Consider the following 15,710-nt stretch of genomic DNA (forward strand, 5'->3'; position numbering starts at 1 on the left):
CCTTTCGGAAATGCCTGGGCTGCTTGTGGTTACTTTTCGGCGCGCAGCGACTTGGGATCGGACAGGTTCTTCGGTGAATGCCGGTTGAGGGTGGAAACCAAGGCGCTGCCGCCGGCAGGTACGCCCGTGCCGCCACGCACGATCTCGCGCGCCGTCAGCTTGCGGCCGTAGATCTTCCGGTTCGCGCTGTTGTCCTGGCGCAGAGTCGAGCCTTCCAGCGAGATTCCCGCGAAGAGTCCGCGCGAGCGCGAGTAAGAGAGGATCTCCGCGCGCATGAAAGCGTCGGTGGCGGCGGTGGCGTCGCGGCCCTTGGGTCCAGCGGCAGCGGAAGCGTCCGCACCCAGCTTGACCTTGCTCTTCAGCAGCGACTCGACGCCGTGCGCATTCATTACGAGCAGCACGAAGTCAGTCGCCTGGCCGCCGAGCTGGAGGCCGATATTGGCGCCCTCCAGGGCGTACATAGCCGGCGCACTCCAGGGACCGGTGAAGGCTGCGCCGGTGCGGCAACTCATCGCGCCGCGCCCGTAGCTTCCGCCAACTCCGATCGCGAACTTCAGGGTGGAGGGGATCACCACCACGCACTCGGCCTTGTTCAGAAGGTCGGGCGGAATGGCGTCGGGGATGTCCAGCACTTCCTGCAAAACCTCACCGGAGGCCTTCAGGCGCTCTTGTTCCTTCTCGCTCTTGTCCTTGGCGAACGCACTCGGAATGAGCAGGACAAGAACAGTGATCACAGTCAAAGTTTTCTTCATCATGATTGTCATTAGACAGCTCCGGACTGGATATGGTTGTGTGATTCGGTTCACTGGGCAAGTGCCTGTGGGACACAGGGGGAACGCGAAATCGGCCGTAACCCTGTTGGCCCATGGACAACTTTTGGGCATGGGCCGAAATAAGCAGTTTAGAATGTAAGGAATAGATGGAAACGGGCGCGTAGCTCAATCGGATAGAGCACCGGCCTTCTAAGCCGGGGGTTGCTGGTTCAAGTCCAGCCGCGCCTACCAGAAAAACAGTACTCAGTACTCAGTACCCAGTACTCAGTGAACTCCCGCCGCTGCACGCCTCACGATTAAGTCGGTCGCACCTGTTGTGGCGCTACCCGCTTCAGCCTTGCAGGGCTTTGGCGACTGTCTGGCTCTGTTCAGCGGATCTCGCCGCCGATGAATTCGACGCCAATGGTACGTTCGCGACGGGAGCGGATGATGACCTCCAGCGTGTGGGTCACGTCGCTCTTGGGCTCGATGATCTCGATGCGCAGGCGGCGCCCCGCCGGCATCTGCTCCGCGACCAGGTTCGAGGCGGCCGCGATCTGCATGCCTCCGCCCCCCACGCTGCGGACCTTGCCCAGCGTCTGCCCGGATTCGTCCACGGCGTAGGCGTCGTCGGAGAGGTCAAGGCGCGGGAATTTGCGGCGTTCTTTGGACATGAGAGTTCACTCGCAGCGTAATGCAGACGAGCACACTAAAGAAACAGTTTCCGGCGCTGGTGTGCGACTGTGTGCGGCTTCAGATCCTTCGCGGCTGCGCCGCTCAGGATGACCGCGGCGGGCTCCCGCTCGTTTTTGGGACGCGCTCACGCCCGCCAACCGCGGTCACTTGCCCAGGACCAGCTTGGCGATAGTCTGGAGCTGCATGTTGCTGGTGCCCTCGTAGATCTTGCCGATCTTCGAGTCGCGGAAGTACTTCTCGACCGGGTAGTCCTTGGTGAAGCCGTATCCGCCGTAGATCTCGACGGCGAGTGAAGTGACCCGTTCGGCGACCTGCGAGGAGTACAGCTTGGTCATGGCCGCTTCCTTCACGAAATTCATGCCGGTGTCTTTCATGCGGGCGGAGTTATACACCATCATGCGGGCGGCCTCGATCTCGGTGGCGGCCTGGGCAAGCTGGAACTGCACACCCTGGAATTCGGCAATCGCTTTGCCGAACTGCTTGCGCTCCTGGGCGTACTTGGCGGCAGCTTCCCAGGCGCCGCGGGCCACGCCCAGCATCTGGGCGCCGATGCCGATGCGGCCTTCGTTCAGGGTCTCGATGGCGATCTTGTAGCCCTTGCCCACCTCGCCCAGCACGTTGTTCTTCGGCACCTTGCAGTCTTCGAGGATCAGCTCGCAGGTGGAGGAAGCGCGGATGCCCAACTTGTCTTCCTTCTTGCCGACGGTGAAGCCGGAGAAGTCCTTGTCGACCAGGAAGGCGGTGATGCCCTTGTAGCCGGCGGCGGGATCGACAGTGGCGAAGATGATGAACAGGCCGGCTTCCTTGGCGTTGGTGATCCACAGCTTGCGGCCGTTGAGGACGTAGTCGCTTCCCTTGAGCTCCGCCTTGGTGGTGAGAGCGAAGGCGTCCGAGCCGGAACCGGCCTCACTCAGCGCGTAAGCGCCGACGGTTTCGGCGGACAACTTAGGCAGGTAGCGCTTCTTCTGCTCGTCTGTGGCCCAACGCAGGATGGCGTTGTTGACCAGGGTGTTCTGCACGTCCACCACCACCCCGGCGGACGCGTCCACACGGGAGAGCTCTTCGACGGCGAGGATGGCTTCGAAGAACTTGCCGCCGCCCCCGCCGAACTGTTCGGGGATCTCGATGCCCATCAGGCCGAGCTGGAAGAACTGCTCGATGAGGCCGTGGTCGAAGACGCCCTTCTCGTCCATCTCGCGGGAAAGGGGGCGGATCTTCTCGTCGGCGAATTGCCGCACGTTGTCACGGAACAGAACCTCGTCTTCGGTGAGCGCGACCAGGGGAGCAGGGCCGAGTTCCTTTTGAACGCTGACATCAGGCATATGAATCCCTCGGTATGAAGTGCGAAACAGAGGATTGTAGCACCGGTAATTTGCGATTTCCGACCGTGCAGAGAAAAGACTCACACAAAGGAGACGAAGGAAAACAAAGCAAGACACGAAGTGAAGAACAAAAACTACTTGCGGCGGTAAACGACGCGCAGGTTGTCGTCTTCGAGGATGCGGTGGATCTGATTGCGCGCGTGCACGGCCCAGGGGCCGGAGGTGTCCAGCTTCACGTAGCTGCGCCAATGGGGCAGGGCGCGGCGCGGCTGCTTCAGCTTCTCGTAAGCGAGGGCCAGGTTGTAGTGCGCGTCGGCGTAGGTGGGGGCGAGCACCAGCGCCTGCTTGTAGGAGCGGATGGCTTCCTGGAGGCGCCCGGTCTCGTCGAGCACGTTGCCCAGATCGAAGTAGGCCAGGGCGTACTTGGAGTCCGCCTCGACGGCGTTGCGGTAGTGCGCCTCGGCCTGGGCGTAGTTCTGACGGTTGTAGTAGAGCGTACCCAGGTTGATGTGGGCGGCGGCGTGCCCAGGATCGAGTTCGATGGCCTGCTGGTAGGCTTCGATGGCCTCGAGCTGTGCCCCGGGGTCCTCCTCGAGCGCGATACCCTTGGCGAACCATTCGACCGCGGTCTCGGCCGTGCGCATGGCCCTGACCTTGGTGGGCACGACGGCGCGGCGGTTGAAATCCATGACGAACTGGCCGGACATGGGCTCGACCGCGGTACCCTCATGGCGGAAGGCCACGCGCCCCCGGGTGGAGAAGGTGCCAGCCTCCAGCAGGGGGTTTTCCATGCCGCTGACTGCCTTCTGCATAGCCTCAAGGGACTCGCGAATCACCCCCGGGCGCACGCGCTTGGCGCTCAGGTCTCGGAGTTTCTTCAGTTGGAGGAGCTCGAAAAACGAATAGTCTTCGCCGGGCGCGATCAGACCGGCTTTTTCCCATCCGGCCAGTTGGCGCGCCGACATGCGCAGGATCCGCAGTACGTCCGCTCTTGCGTATCGGGTCACTGTATGCGGTTGTGTTCCAACAAGATGCATTATGCGAAGGGTGCCTGAGGATTAGCAAGTGGAAAAATTGTGGATAAGTAACCAGTAACCAGAGCCGAATTACAAGCCTGGGTACGTAGCGAGGCGGATGCGTTCAAAAGAAGTACTCAGTACTCGGTACGCAGCACTCTGTGACGCCGCAGAGGGGCCGACTTTACGGTAATTGGACGAGGAATTAGAATCATCGAAGTAGAGGCGCAGCTGGTCTCCTCCTTCCGCCGGGCCGACGTAGCTCAGTTGGTAGAGCAGTCGATTCGTAATCGACAGGTCATCGGTTCAAGTCCGATCGTCGGCTCCAGTCCTTTCGCCGGAACCCCTCGAGCCGCTTGTTCCGGGTGTGGTTTTCTTGCACACTAGGCGCGCTCTCGGGTCCGCCGTGTGAGGAGCAGGTCGGAGGATCTCCGGGCCCGGATGCGGCAAGAGACATGACCCAGGTAGGCACCGAAGCGGAAAACCCGACGCCTGTAGCTGCGCCCCAGCCGCCGGCCGGAACAAAGCGGTTCCTGAGCGTTCTGCGCGGACTTTCCTGGAAGGCTAAAATCGCACTCCCGCTGGTGCTGGTGGGCATCGGATTCGTGGTGTACATCACGGGCAGGTCGGCCACCTTGCGCGTGACCTGCCAGCACAACCTGCGCTCCGGAGAACTCAGGGCCTGGGCGGATGACCAACTGGTGTATTCCGGTAAATTGAGCGGCGCGGCGAAGAAAAAGTTTGGACTGTTCCCCAGCAAGAACCCGGGAAGCTTCTCGCAGACGTTGAAGGTGCCGGACGGGCATCACAATCTCCGCATCCAGGTAGTGGGCGACAGTTATGACCAATCGCGCACCATCCCCGTGGACTTCAGCCCCGACACGCAGTCTACGGTCGCCGTCAGCGCGCTCAGCCGGAATCTGCAAGTGAATTGGAAGGACACGCACTTCGCGCCTTTGAGCGCGGACACGCCCTGGTACGTGCGATACGCCAAGGCGCTATTCATCACCATCTTCGGTTCGATCATCTCGGCGGTGATGGGAATGGTGGTGCAGGAGATCCTGACGAAGCTGCGCCAGCCGGCACGAAGCTAAGCGAAGAATCCAGCGAAAACGAAAAGACCGCCCTGGCAATGGGCGGCCTTTTCTCTTAGGGAGAATAGTTCCAACGAAAGCATTACGTCAGAACTCGATGGCGAAATCTTATGAGCCGGATAAATGGGGTGTCAAGGAATTTTTCGAGAATAAGCACTATTGTTTTCAACAACTTGCAAAATCAGCAAACTCTTGGAAAAAGTGACAAAAAGTGGCCAAAACGCATCTGCGGCATGATAAAAGCTTCGGAATCAAAGACTTGTGGGTCTCTACTGGCGCAGGTTCAGGCGGATGATCTCGACATCCTCGGGGCGATCGAACACGCGACCGGGGAATAGCCGCTTGAGAATGACGCGCACCCCTCCGAACATCACACCGAGCACGAGCGCGAAGAGCAGCAGGATCCCGATGAGCACGAAGATGTTCACGATGAGGTTGCCGATGTTGTCCCGCTTGCTGAGCGAGGTGGCTTCGTTCCAGGTGACGTCGGCTTCGTAGTTGACGGCGGCGAGAAGAGACTTCGCTTCCTTGGGAGAAATGTCACCGCTCACCAGCGCGAGCAGTGGCCCGGTGCGCTTGAGATTGAGATCCGGCGATGGCGATGCGCCGGAGGGATGAGTGAGAGCGCCTTTCGCCGCCTCCATGGCGCGCAGGCGCTCGCCGGCGATGGCAGGTGTGGGATACGAGATGATGGTCAGCGTAGCAACGCCCTGCGAGGTGGAATACTTCCCGAGCACGACCTCGGCGCCGCGTGCGAACTCCACCAGTTGAGCCGGCAGCGGCGCGCCGACCGCATCCAGGCCTACCGGTCCGAGCACATACTTCGCGGAATGGCGGATGAAGGACTGCCTCGGCAGATAGAGCGGCAAGGTCGGCGGCTTGGTGGACTCACCGGGAGGCAGGGGCAGCCCCTTGGCTAGCTCGCGCAGTTCGGCAGCCGACATCGCGGTCACGCGGTCGAAGACAGCATCCACCAGGATGTTGCCACGGTAGAACAGCACGTGGGTGTTCTCCGAGGCGCCCTGGTCACCGATGGTCTCGGTCTGCATGTCACCGCGCTTGTAAAACGTGAACGCGCCATAGGCGCCGGAGGCGTCGTTGAAGCGGGCGGCCTTGACCCTAAGCTTGCGGCCGGGGGAGGTGTAGGTGGCGGCTTCGAAGTCGGTGAAGCCGTATTCCTTCATCAGGGCGCCGTTCGCCGGGTCGGCCTGCGCGGGATCGGTGCCGGCGTGCGGAATGGTTTTTTGCCAACCGGCAAAGATATCGGGGAGGATCGGTGCAGGCTTGTCGGCAGCCAGGGCGGAAAGAGCCAGCGCTATTACAAGGGCGACGGTGGCAAGCAGGCGGTTCATCGAGACAACAGAGCTCCTGTCTATTAGACAGCGGAGCCTTACCGATAGATTCTACGCTGTCCTTTGAGGGTAGGGGTCCCTTCGGCTTCGCTCAGGGCAGGCTCTTCGACTCGGCGCGCTGACGCCGGGCGCGCCTCGCTCAGGATGACAGGTGCAAATGGTCGGTCAGGAACACAAAACGCTTACTGACCGGAGTCTTTGCCCAGCTTGGCGGCAACCTTGACGCCGCTGAGGCCGCTGACGTACTTGGCCATGCCGCGGTAGAGCGACTCGGCGATCTTCTGCCGCCAATCCGGGGTCATGAGCTTCTTCTCGTCGTTGGGATTGCTGACGAAGGAGATCTCGGCCAGGATGGAGGGCATGTTGGCGCCGATCAGCACGATAAAAGGTGCCTTCTTCACGCCCCGATTGCGCATGTTCGAGTTCTTGGAGGAAAGGCCGGTCGCCAAGGATTTCTGCACGTCGGAGGCGAACTCACGCGATTCCTCGATCTTCTCTTTCAGCGCGATCTTCTTCACCAGGTCCTGAAGTTCGTGGATGGATTTTTCGGAGACTGCGTTCTCGCGCGCCGCTACCTCCAGCGCATCGGCTGAAGAGGTGAAATTCAGGTAGTAGGTCTCGACGCCGCGCGCCGAGGCGTCGCGGCTCGAATTGGCGTGGATGGAGATAAACAGGTCCGCCTCTTCCTTGTTGGCGATGGCGGTGCGGGTCTCCAGCGGCACGAAGGTGTCATCGTCGCGGGTGTAAACCACGTCGGCCCCCATGCGGTTCTCCAGCAACTTGCCCAGGCGTAGGGCGACGTCGAGCACCAGGTCCTTCTCCTCGAGTCCCTTCGGGCCGATGGTGCCGGTATCGTGGCCGCCGTGGCCGGCATCGACCACGATGCGGCCGATCTTCAGTCCCAGGGCGCGGATGAGCGAGCGTTCCCCGTTGGCCGTGGGCTGGGCCTCGCGCGCATTGGGGTCCTTGGCGACTTCGCTCTTCTTGAGGCGCTTGCCTTGGGAGCGCGGCGCCACGGCCTCAAACGTGGGCGCCGAGGTGGGTTTCGCCGTGTCTTTGACCGTGGGCTCCGCTTTGGCGATATCGGTAGCGCCCGCATCCTTCTCGGGATTGATCGCTGGTTCTTTGGGCTTTTCTTTGACCTGGACTTGGGGAGCGGGTTCCACGGGCTTCGGCTTTCCCGTGGCGGTGGACGGGGCTGGAGCCGGTGCAGGCAATGGAGCAGGCAGTTCCACTTTCCTGGCTTCAGTCTTCGCAGCGGGCAGTTCCGACTTCTTGGCCTCCGACTTGGCTTCGACCGGCGCGGATTTCGCCGCTTCTTTCACCGCCGGCTTCGCCTCGGTCTTCGCTTCCGACTTTGGCGCTTCCGCCTTGGCCATTGCTTTTGGCGGCTGCTTGCCGTGGATGTCGATGACCAGGCGGTAGGGATTGGGCAGCAGGAAGGCGGAATACTCGGCGAGCTCATCCACCTCCAGCACCACGCGAGTAATGCCGCGCTGGTAGGGCGCGACGCGGATCTTCTTGAGGAAGCCGTCCTCGACATCGAAGGTCTTGCCGATCAGCTCGGAGGACAGCTTGGTGTCGTGCAGGTCGAAGAAGATGCGGTCGGGATTGGCTACCCGCCCGGCTTCGTACTTGACCTCCTGTTCGAGGTCGATGGCGACGCGGGTGTAGTCGGGCGTGGACCAGTGACGCACGCCGGTGACGAGAGGCAAGCCTCCGCGGGTCTTCGCTGAGGCGGGCTTGTCTTCGTCGCTGGCCGAGGCCTGCTCGACGCTCTCCTCGGGCACGGGCTGCGCTGGTTTCTTCTTGGGCGGCGCGGGCAGCTGTTTCTTCGCGTTCTTGGCCGACGAATCGATCTCCTGGATCTCGGCGCGCGCCTGATCCGCCAGGCGGCTGCCCGGATAGTGCTTCAGGAATTCCTGGAAGCTCGCCTTGGCCTGGGCGGCGTCATCGAGGTCCTGGTGATAGATCTGGCCGATGGTGAACAGGGCCTGGACGCGGTACTTGCTGCCGGGATACTCGCGGCGCAAAAACTCGTACTGGGCGATGGCAGACTTGAAGGATTTCTGGTCGTCGAAGGCGCGGCCGGATTCCGCCAGGAGCTCGGCCACGGCAACCACGCTGGCGTCGGCCTTATTGGAGTTCGGAGCTACGTAATAGACCTTGCGGTAGGCGTCGGTGACGCGCTGGTAGTCGCGGCGGGTGCGCAGCGCGCTGGGCTTGCCGTTGAGGGCCTCGCGCAGGCGCTCGGCGGTCTCGAACTGGGTGCGCGCGAGCTGCTTCTTCTGCTTGACACTCATCGCCCAGCCGGGCAGGGCAAGCGCGAGCAGCAGCAGGACGGCCAGCCCGCGCGAGACCAGTCGCATTGGACCTACTGTCACAGTTCAGCGCTTCGAATCGCCAATAACCGAGCCAAACTCTCTTGCGGACAACCGAGCGCGGCTGTCCTGCAGCCCCTACTCGTTCGTGATCACCAGCACGCCGTCGGCCCCCCGGTACATCCGGATGGGCGCCGAGGCGGGGCCGGTCAGAAACTGGCCGTCCCCCGCTCCGTACAGGGTCTTGATCCTGCGGACGTAGTTCCTGGTCTCGGCGTACGGAGGCACGCCGTTGCTGCGGTCCACCGCCCCGGCGCCGGCGTTATAGGCTGCCAGCGAACGAGTGAGGTCGCCGTTGTAGATGTCCAGGAGCTGCCGCAGATGGCGGACGCCGCCGTCCACGTTCTGTTGCGGGTCGTACGGATTGTTCACGTTGAGCTTGCGGGCAGTACCCGGCATGAGCTGCATGAGTCCCATCGCTCCCTTGCGCGATCGCGCGCTGGGATTGAAGTTCGACTCCACTTTGATGACGGCGCGGACCAGATTGACGTCCACGTTGTTGCGTGCGGCCGCGTCGGCGATGATCCGGTCCAGTTCCGCGGAGCTGATGGCGCGCGTGCCGATCAGTTCGCGATTGTCGGGGCTGATGTCCTGGTCGGTGAAAGGTTGCTGGGAGTCGCGGCTGGGCGCGGAGCCGAGGAACTTTTGCACCTCGGCGGCGGCGGAGCGGGCGGCGCGCATGGCCGATGGCGTAGGCGGCGGAACCCGCTTCCAGCGCTTCTCCGAGCGACTCCAGTACACCAGCACGCTGGCGCGGCGCGGTTGCGGGGAGGGCGTCGCCGTCGGCGCATCCACGTAGATGACGTGGCCATTCTCGGTGACGGCGACAATGCCGTCGGAGGCCCCAGCCGGGTACGATGCAGCCAGAATGAGTGCAACCATCACCGCAGAGACCGGGACGCCGCCCAGCTTGCGGGCGCCTGACGCGGGCTGTGACAAGTGTTTGCTCATCAAGCAGTCTCGTGCGGCGGCACAAAACACCCGCGCCGCCAGACCCGATCCTGACGGAAAAGTCCTGAGTGGCTGGATTATATGACGGACAGACATAGGGAGCAATCGGATAGTTATAGGGAATCGTGGGAGTGACCCGCGGTGATCTCCGGTCAAAAACCAAGAAAACAGGCAAGTTTCCGTAGGTCGGTTACGGAAGGCCACGGCAGTTCGCCGGACTCACTGATTCTGCAGCGCTTTCTTCAGAATCGCCATCTGGCCGGCGTGGTAGAGGTCGTGCTGGATCACACCCTGGAGCATGAACTCGATGGTGTACTTGGCGCCGGGGACGATCTCGGTGAGACGCGACTCGGGCAGCCGGTCCACGGCAGCATTGAGTTCGGCGTGAACGTGGCGCAGGGTCGCGAGGTCGTGCTCCCACGCAGCCGCGCTCTTGTCGCTGATCGGTGGGTAGTCCTGGGCTGGGCTGGGATCGTAGGCTTCTCCCTTCAGCCGGCGCACGACCACCGACTGCCATGTGGTCACGTGCAGCACCAGCTCCCAGATGCTGTGGGCGTTGGGAATAGGCCTGGCCGCAGCCTGTTTGGCGCTGACGCCTTTGAGGATCTCCATCATTGCAGGGCCATGCCAGGCGTCGCCTTCGAAGCTACGGCGCAGGTTGTCCTGGATGGTCGGCAGTGCGGGCACTTCGTCCTCCTGACGGCTGCCAGAATATACTAGCCAGACTGCATGCCTGAAACCCCCGACCAACTGATGCCCGACGCGGTGATGCTACGCGGGTTCTGGTATCCGGCGCTGCGCAGCGAGCAGGTGTACGGAAGCCGCATGCGCACGGCCATGCTGCTGGGGATCCCGCTGGTGCTGGGGCGCGACGACCGGGCCCGGCCGTTCGCCCTGCGTGACGCCTGCCCGCACCGCGCCATGCCGCTCTCCCGCGGCTGGTTCGACGGCAAGCGCGTGCAGTGCTCGTATCACGGCTGGAAGTTCGAGCCCACCAGCGGCCAGTGCACCGAGATCCCGTCCCTGGTGCCGGGCCAGGACCTCGACGTCTCCAAGATCTACGCCAACGCCTTCCCCTGCCGCGAGCAGGACGGCTTCTTCTGGGTGTACCTGCCGGAGAAAGGCGAAAAGTTCCGCGGAAACCAGGAACCGGAGGGCGATCCGCCCAAACTTCCGACATTCAGCCAGAAGTTCACTCTTACTTTCCTGTCGGCAGACCTGCCGGTAAACGTGGATCACGGGATCATCGGACTGATGGACCCGGCGCACGGGCCCTTCGTGCACCAGGCGTGGTGGTGGCGGACGCGGCGCAGCATCCACGAGAAAGCCAAGCAGTTCGAGCCCATTCCCAACGGCTTCCGCATGAGCGCGCACACGCCGTCGTCGAACAGTGCGCCCTACAAGCTGCTGCGCGCCTACGCCAAGGCGGAAGGGATCACCACCACCATCGATTTCGTCCTGCCGAATTGCCGCTACGAGACCATCCACGCAGGGAAGTACTGGTTCTCCAGCCTGACCACGGTGACGCCCATCACCGCAAATGCCTGCCGCATCGACGTGCGCGCGGCGTGGAATATCTTCTGCCTCGTGCCGGGAGTGCTGCCCATCTTCCGCTTCTTCGGCAAGAAGTTCATGGAGCAGGACCGGCAGACCATGGAGATCCAGGCGGAAGGGCTGAAGCACGATCCCGCGATGATGCTGATCGACGACGCCGACCGCCCGGCCAAGTGGTACTTCGCGCTGAAGCAGGCGCTGCTGGAATCGCGCGCCAGCGGCACGGCGATGAAGCACCCCATGAGCGGGCCGGTGACGTTGAAGTGGCGGAGCTAGGGCGGCTATTAGCGATTGGCGACTAGCGTTTAGCCAATCCAGCTTCCTGTCTGTCCGGAACAGATTCCGACGCACCAGGCGGGACCGGTGCTGGCTAAACGCCAATTGCCAATCGCTAATAGCTAGCCATCAGTCCTGGACCAGCCAGTCGAGCGCTTCCTCGCGCGTCTTGAAGGCGGGGAATTCGCGGACCGAGAAGGACATCAGCGAGCGGTAATAGGTGTCGGGAAGGCTGTCCACACCGGTGATGGCAGCGCGCTTGACGTGCGGCCGGTCGAGCACCGCAACCTCCTTCATGCGGGTAAGGGCGGTGCGGTCGACCTCCGCGTCCGTGAAGTCACTGAGCGTGAGCACCGAGTTCATTGGTTCCGCGGTCACGATGCGCTGGCACTCGGTGTAGTTCTCGATGATCTCGCGCGAGGAGCAGCTGGTGTTGTCGATCAGCAGGATCTGCTTGCCCTCGTGCGTGATGAAGCGGACGCGATCCATCTCCTGCCTGAATGCCAGATTCGCCATGGCGTACCCCCTTGGATGCAGCGGGGCGGGCTCAGAATCGGGAGTATCGCGGCGCCCCACTAGCTTGCACGTCCCCCGGCGAAGATGTGGGGCAGGATATACACCCGTATGCGGTGCGCTGTCCAGAGCAACCCGGCCAGGGCGCTAGCGGTGCTTGCCGGCGACCACCATGTCCAGGGTCCTGGCCAGGCGGCTCTGGCGCGTCTCCGGCTGCTTGGCCTCTGTGATCCACTTCACGAACTCTTTGCGATGGGTGTAGGAGAGCTTGTCGAACGCCGCTTGGGCCGCCATGTTCCCGGCGAGCGCCTTCTTGAGGTCGGCGGGGACGGCGACCGTGCGCGGCGCGTCGTCCAGTTCCATGACCACCTTGGCGGTGTCGCCGGCCTTCACCTTCGCGCCCTCGCGCATCTCGCGGTTGACGACCATCATGTGGCACTTACCGCCCATGGGGAAGATGGAGCTGCGAAAGGGGAAGCGGTTGATGGTGCCACGCACCGGAACGCGCGCGCGCGTCCCGAAGACTTCCTGGGTGTTGAAGGGAACATCGAACTTCAGCACGCTGCTGCCGGCGCTGTCGGGATAAAGTTCGGCCTCAAACCGCTGCTTCTTGGTGGCGGCCTTGGCTCTGGGCATGGCGGTGTCCTCCGTCGCGGGCGAGAGATTATAGGCCAGAATCGAGGCCGCGCCAGGTCCCGTGGCGAGAGGATACAACGAAGGCAGGAAGGCCTACCCCAGCCGCTACTTCAGGAGGGATTCCACCACCGCGGGGGCGTCGGCCAGGGCGGCGTCGAGAGCTTCGGGGTTCTTGCCTCCGGCCTCGGCCATGTCGGGACGGCCTCCGCCGGAGCCGCCGACCTTCTGCGCGATCTGCCCGACGATCTTGCCCGCCTGCACGCGGTCGGTGAGGTCCTTGGTGACGCCGACGATGAGCGCGACCTTGCCATCCTGCGCCGCGCCCAGCACCACCACGCCGGAGCCCAGCTTGTTGCGCAGGTTGTCCACCAGGGTGCGCATCTGGGTGCGGTCGACGTTCTCGACGCGCGAGGCATAGACCTTCACACCTTTGACCGTCTTGACCTTGTCCTCGGTAGAGGAAACGGCGGCTGAAGCGGACTTCATGCGCGCCTGCTCCAACTCCTTGCGTAGCTTCTTGATCTCTTCCTCGCGGCGCTCGAGTTCGGTCTTTAGAGCAACTGCGGGGCTTTCCGCGTGGCCGCGGACTAGCCCGGAGACAACGCTCTCCAGCTCGTGGTCGCGGCGGAAATGCTTCAGCGAGCCTTCGCCGGTCACGGCCTCTATGCGTCGCGTGCCCGACGACACGCTTTCCTCGCGCAGCACCTTCACCAGGCCGATCTCGCCGGTCTGCAAGGTATGCGTGCCGCCGCAGAGCTCGGTGGAGAAGTCGCCGATCTTGATGACCCGCACCTTGTCGCCGTATTTCTCGCCGAACAGCGCCATGGCCTTGTACTGATTGACGGCCACGTCGATGGGCACGTCCTCGATGACCTCGACACGCTCGTTCTTGAGCACTTCCTTGTTGACCAGGTCCTCGATGTCTTGCAGTTCCTCGTCGGCGACGGAGGTGAAGTGGGAGAAGTCGAAGCGCAGATGGTCGGGGGCGACCAGCGAGCCGGCCTGCTTGACGTGCTTGCCCAGGATCTCGCGCAGGGCGGCGTGCAGCAAGTGCGTACCGGTATGGTTGCGCATGGTGGACTGGCGCACGCCGGTGTCCACCACGGCGTCCACGCGCTGGCCGACCACGATTAGCTCCTTCGCCACTACCTTGTGGGCGCGCACGCCCTGGACGGGGTAGTAGCAACCCTTCACTTCGGCAACGACGGCGTTGTGCTCATCGTTGTAAAACCATCCGGTGTCGCCGACCTGCCCGCCGGATTCGGCGTAGAAGGGCGTGTGGTCGAGGACGACCTCGCCGTCGTCTCCGGGCTTCAGTTCCCGCACACCCTGGCCCTTGCGGATGATAGCCAGCACTTCGCAGGAATCCGATTCTGTCTGCCGATAGCCCTCGAACGCGGTCGGCTTCAATTCGCGAAACGCAGGGCTGGCGGTCGCTTTGGCTGCGCCCTTCCAGGAGGCTTTGGCGCGCTCGCGCTCCGCTTCCATGGCGCGGTCGAATCCTTCAGCATCAAATCCGATGCCGGCGTCTCGGCAAGCGTCTTCGATGAAGTCGCGGGGTAGCCCGTAAGTCTCATACAGTCTGAAGGCCTCGTCTCCAGTGAGAGTGACGTTCGCGGCTTGTGGAATGTATGACAGCAGGTCCTTCGCGAGATTGTTGCCCACGAGGTGCCTTGCGGCGTTTTCGCGCTCTTCCGGAGTGTGGCCAGACAAGAGGTATGGCAGATACTCACTCTTTACGTCATTATCGACAATCACTCTTTCTTCATTTGTAAAGCCTTCGAACCAATGTTCGAGAACGTCCATATCGGCTTCTTCAATTGCGTCGTTAATCGCTTCAGCAACAGCGATATCTAGCTCCTCTGATCCGATGTCCAACGTGTGCGCAAAACGCGACTCCTCCGCCTCCACGACCTTGGCAACACGGTCGGCGGAGTCGAGCAGTTCGGGGTAGGCGTCCTTCATCAGGTCGCGAACGGCGGACACCATCTGGTACAGAAATGGCTTGTCTTGTCCCAGCAGACGTCCGTGCCGTATGGCCCTGCGGATGATCTTCCTCAGCACATACCCGCGGCCTTCGTTGGCCGGCACGACGCCATCGGAGATGAGGAACGTGGTCGCGCGGGCGTGGTCGGCAATGACGCGCAGCGAGGCCGCCCCACGCTTGTGCTCCTCGGCAGCGAGTTCCTTGTCGAGCTTGACCCCGGTCAGCTCGGCAGCGCGCTTGATCAGCGGCTGGAACAGGTCGGTGTCGTAGTTCGAAAACTTATTCCGGTCCTGGAGGTTGAGCATGACTGCGGCGATGCGTTCCAGTCCGGCGCCAGTATCAATAGACGGCTTGGGCAGAGGGTTCAGCTTGCCGCTCGCGTCGCGGTCGAACTGCATGAAGACCAGGTTCCAGATCTCGACATAGCGGCCGCACTCGCAGGGGAACTTGCAGTCGGCGTGGCCCTCCTGCGAGGCCGCCGGGCCCAGGTCGTAGTGGAGCTCGCTGCAAGGGCCGCAGGGGCCGGTGTCGCCCATCTGCCAGAAGTTGTCCTTCATCCCCATCTCGAGGATTCGATCCTTGGGGACGCCCTGCTCGGCCCAGTATCCGTCGGCCTCTTCGTCGCGCGGCACGCCCTGCTCGCCCTTAAAGATGGTGGCGTAGAGGCGGTCCTTGGGGATGCCGTACCAATCTTTCGAGGTGACCAGCTCCCAGGCGAACTTGACGGCATCGCGTTTGAAGTAATCGCCGAAGGAGAAGTTCCCCAGCATCTCGAAGAAAGTGTGATGGCGGGCGGTGAAGCCGACGTTCTCCAGGTCGTTGTGCTTGCCGCCGGCGCGCACGCATTTCTGCGACGTAGTAGCTCTGTTGTAGTCGCGCTTTTCCAGCCCCAGGAAGACGTCCTTGAACTGGTTCATGCCGGCGTTGGTAAACAGCAGGGTGGGATCGTTCGCCGGGACGAGCGACGACGAATGCACGCGCTTGTGGCCGTGCTGCTCGAAATACTTCAGGAACATCTCGCGAATGTCGGAGCCTGTGAGCATACGTGGGTGAAGCCGTAATTCTAACAGGCGGGATTGAGCGGTTAGCGATTGGCGATTCGCGCTTAGCCAATGAGGACTCCGGGCCGGTCGTGGCTGGCTAAACGCTAATAGCTGATCGCCAACAGCTTAGACGAACG

13 protein-coding genes and 2 tRNA genes are annotated in these 15,710 nt (G+C 62.6%); 4 read left to right on the top strand and 11 right to left on the bottom strand.

What is annotated here, in order from left to right:
• Positions 1 to 29 precede the first annotated feature (29 nt).
• The gene (locus LAN37_07940; protein ID MBZ5647136.1) at positions 30 to 752 is read right to left on the bottom strand and encodes a lipid-binding SYLF domain-containing protein; all 723 of its coding nucleotides are present in this window, start codon (positions 750 to 752) and stop codon (positions 30 to 32) included.
• A 175-nt stretch (positions 753 to 927) separates the two neighbouring features.
• Here LAN37_07940 and LAN37_07945 point away from each other — a divergent pair.
• Positions 928 to 1,004, top strand: a tRNA-Arg gene (locus tag LAN37_07945).
• A 137-nt stretch (positions 1,005 to 1,141) separates the two neighbouring features.
• On the opposite strand, the gene LAN37_07950 is transcribed toward LAN37_07945, so the two are convergent.
• From LAN37_07950 to LAN37_07960, 3 genes are all read right to left on the bottom strand, one after another.
• Positions 1,142 to 1,426 (bottom strand): PilZ domain-containing protein, encoded by a 285-nt coding sequence (locus LAN37_07950; GenBank protein MBZ5647137.1) that lies wholly within the window; start codon positions 1,424 to 1,426, stop codon positions 1,142 to 1,144.
• A 165-nt stretch (positions 1,427 to 1,591) separates the two neighbouring features.
• Complete coding sequence (locus LAN37_07955; protein MBZ5647138.1) at positions 1,592 to 2,770, bottom strand: acyl-CoA dehydrogenase; 1,179 nt, start codon at positions 2,768 to 2,770, stop codon at positions 1,592 to 1,594.
• A 134-nt stretch (positions 2,771 to 2,904) separates the two neighbouring features.
• Positions 2,905 to 3,735: a tetratricopeptide repeat protein gene (locus tag LAN37_07960; GenBank protein MBZ5647139.1), complete on the bottom strand. Its 831-nt coding sequence runs from the start codon at positions 3,733 to 3,735 to the stop codon at positions 2,905 to 2,907.
• 303 nt (positions 3,736 to 4,038) lie between these two features.
• On the opposite strand from LAN37_07960, the gene LAN37_07965 reads away from it, so the two are divergent.
• Both LAN37_07965 and LAN37_07970 read left to right on the top strand, forming a co-directional pair.
• Positions 4,039 to 4,114, top strand: a tRNA-Thr gene (locus tag LAN37_07965).
• A gap of 127 nt (positions 4,115 to 4,241) precedes the next feature.
• Complete coding sequence (locus LAN37_07970) at positions 4,242 to 4,880, top strand: hypothetical protein (protein ID MBZ5647140.1); 639 nt, start codon at positions 4,242 to 4,244, stop codon at positions 4,878 to 4,880.
• A 269-nt stretch (positions 4,881 to 5,149) separates the two neighbouring features.
• Here the strand turns inward: LAN37_07970 and LAN37_07975 are convergent, their stop codons facing one another.
• From LAN37_07975 to LAN37_07990, 4 genes are all read right to left on the bottom strand, one after another.
• A complete protein-coding gene (locus LAN37_07975; GenBank protein ID MBZ5647141.1) occupies positions 5,150 to 6,232 on the bottom strand; it encodes a hypothetical protein in 1,083 nt (360 codons plus the stop codon).
• Between the two features lie 182 nt (positions 6,233 to 6,414).
• On the bottom strand, positions 6,415 to 8,535 hold the full coding sequence (locus tag LAN37_07980; protein MBZ5647142.1) for an N-acetylmuramoyl-L-alanine amidase: 2,121 nt from the start codon (positions 8,533 to 8,535) through the stop codon (positions 6,415 to 6,417).
• A 156-nt stretch (positions 8,536 to 8,691) separates the two neighbouring features.
• A complete protein-coding gene (locus tag LAN37_07985; GenBank protein MBZ5647143.1) occupies positions 8,692 to 9,294 on the bottom strand; it encodes a lytic transglycosylase domain-containing protein in 603 nt (200 codons plus the stop codon).
• A gap of 489 nt (positions 9,295 to 9,783) precedes the next feature.
• Positions 9,784 to 10,251 (bottom strand): DinB family protein, encoded by a 468-nt coding sequence (locus LAN37_07990; GenBank protein ID MBZ5647144.1) that lies wholly within the window; start codon positions 10,249 to 10,251, stop codon positions 9,784 to 9,786.
• A 42-nt stretch (positions 10,252 to 10,293) separates the two neighbouring features.
• On the opposite strand from LAN37_07990, the gene LAN37_07995 reads away from it, so the two are divergent.
• The gene (locus tag LAN37_07995) at positions 10,294 to 11,394 is read left to right on the top strand and encodes a Rieske 2Fe-2S domain-containing protein (GenBank protein ID MBZ5647145.1); all 1,101 of its coding nucleotides are present in this window, start codon (positions 10,294 to 10,296) and stop codon (positions 11,392 to 11,394) included.
• 129 nt (positions 11,395 to 11,523) lie between these two features.
• Here LAN37_07995 and LAN37_08000 read toward each other — a convergent pair whose 3' ends face one another.
• From LAN37_08000 to alaS, 3 genes are all read right to left on the bottom strand, one after another.
• Entirely contained in the window at positions 11,524 to 11,910 is a 387-nt protein-coding gene (locus LAN37_08000; GenBank protein MBZ5647146.1) for a hypothetical protein, read from the bottom strand.
• Positions 11,911 to 12,054: 144 nt separating this feature from the next.
• On the bottom strand, positions 12,055 to 12,543 hold the full coding sequence (locus tag LAN37_08005) for a YdeI/OmpD-associated family protein (protein ID MBZ5647147.1): 489 nt from the start codon (positions 12,541 to 12,543) through the stop codon (positions 12,055 to 12,057).
• Between the two features lie 105 nt (positions 12,544 to 12,648).
• Positions 12,649 to 15,573: an alanine--tRNA ligase gene (alaS, locus tag LAN37_08010; GenBank protein MBZ5647148.1), complete on the bottom strand. Its 2,925-nt coding sequence runs from the start codon at positions 15,571 to 15,573 to the stop codon at positions 12,649 to 12,651.
• Positions 15,574 to 15,710 lie beyond the last annotated feature (137 nt).

The organism is Terriglobia bacterium (assembly GCA_020073495.1).
GTDB lineage: Bacteria > Acidobacteriota > Terriglobia > Terriglobales > Acidobacteriaceae > JAIQFD01.

Excerpts from the sequence above, each read along its gene's own strand:
- LAN37_07995 (MBZ5647145.1), top strand. The coding sequence starts at position 10,294 with ATGCCTGAAACCCCCGACCAACTGATGCCCGACGCGGTGATGCTACGC.
- LAN37_07950 (MBZ5647137.1), bottom strand. The coding sequence starts at position 1,426 with ATGTCCAAAGAACGCCGCAAATTCCCGCGCCTTGACCTCTCCGACGAC.
- LAN37_07980 (MBZ5647142.1), bottom strand. The coding sequence starts at position 8,535 with ATGAGTGTCAAGCAGAAGAAGCAGCTCGCGCGCACCCAGTTCGAGACC.
- LAN37_07955 (MBZ5647138.1), bottom strand. The coding sequence starts at position 2,770 with ATGCCTGATGTCAGCGTTCAAAAGGAACTCGGCCCTGCTCCCCTGGTC.
- LAN37_07970 (MBZ5647140.1), top strand. The coding sequence starts at position 4,242 with ATGACCCAGGTAGGCACCGAAGCGGAAAACCCGACGCCTGTAGCTGCG.
- LAN37_07960 (MBZ5647139.1), bottom strand. The coding sequence starts at position 3,735 with ATGTCGGCGCGCCAACTGGCCGGATGGGAAAAAGCCGGTCTGATCGCG.
- LAN37_07940 (MBZ5647136.1), bottom strand. The coding sequence starts at position 752 with ATGAAGAAAACTTTGACTGTGATCACTGTTCTTGTCCTGCTCATTCCG.
- LAN37_08000 (MBZ5647146.1), bottom strand. The coding sequence starts at position 11,910 with ATGGCGAATCTGGCATTCAGGCAGGAGATGGATCGCGTCCGCTTCATC.
- LAN37_08005 (MBZ5647147.1), bottom strand. The coding sequence starts at position 12,543 with ATGCCCAGAGCCAAGGCCGCCACCAAGAAGCAGCGGTTTGAGGCCGAA.
- LAN37_07985 (MBZ5647143.1), bottom strand. The coding sequence starts at position 9,294 with ATGCGCGCCGCCCGCTCCGCCGCCGCCGAGGTGCAAAAGTTCCTCGGC.
- alaS (MBZ5647148.1), bottom strand. The coding sequence starts at position 15,573 with ATGCTCACAGGCTCCGACATTCGCGAGATGTTCCTGAAGTATTTCGAG.
- LAN37_07975 (MBZ5647141.1), bottom strand. The coding sequence starts at position 6,232 with ATGAACCGCCTGCTTGCCACCGTCGCCCTTGTAATAGCGCTGGCTCTT.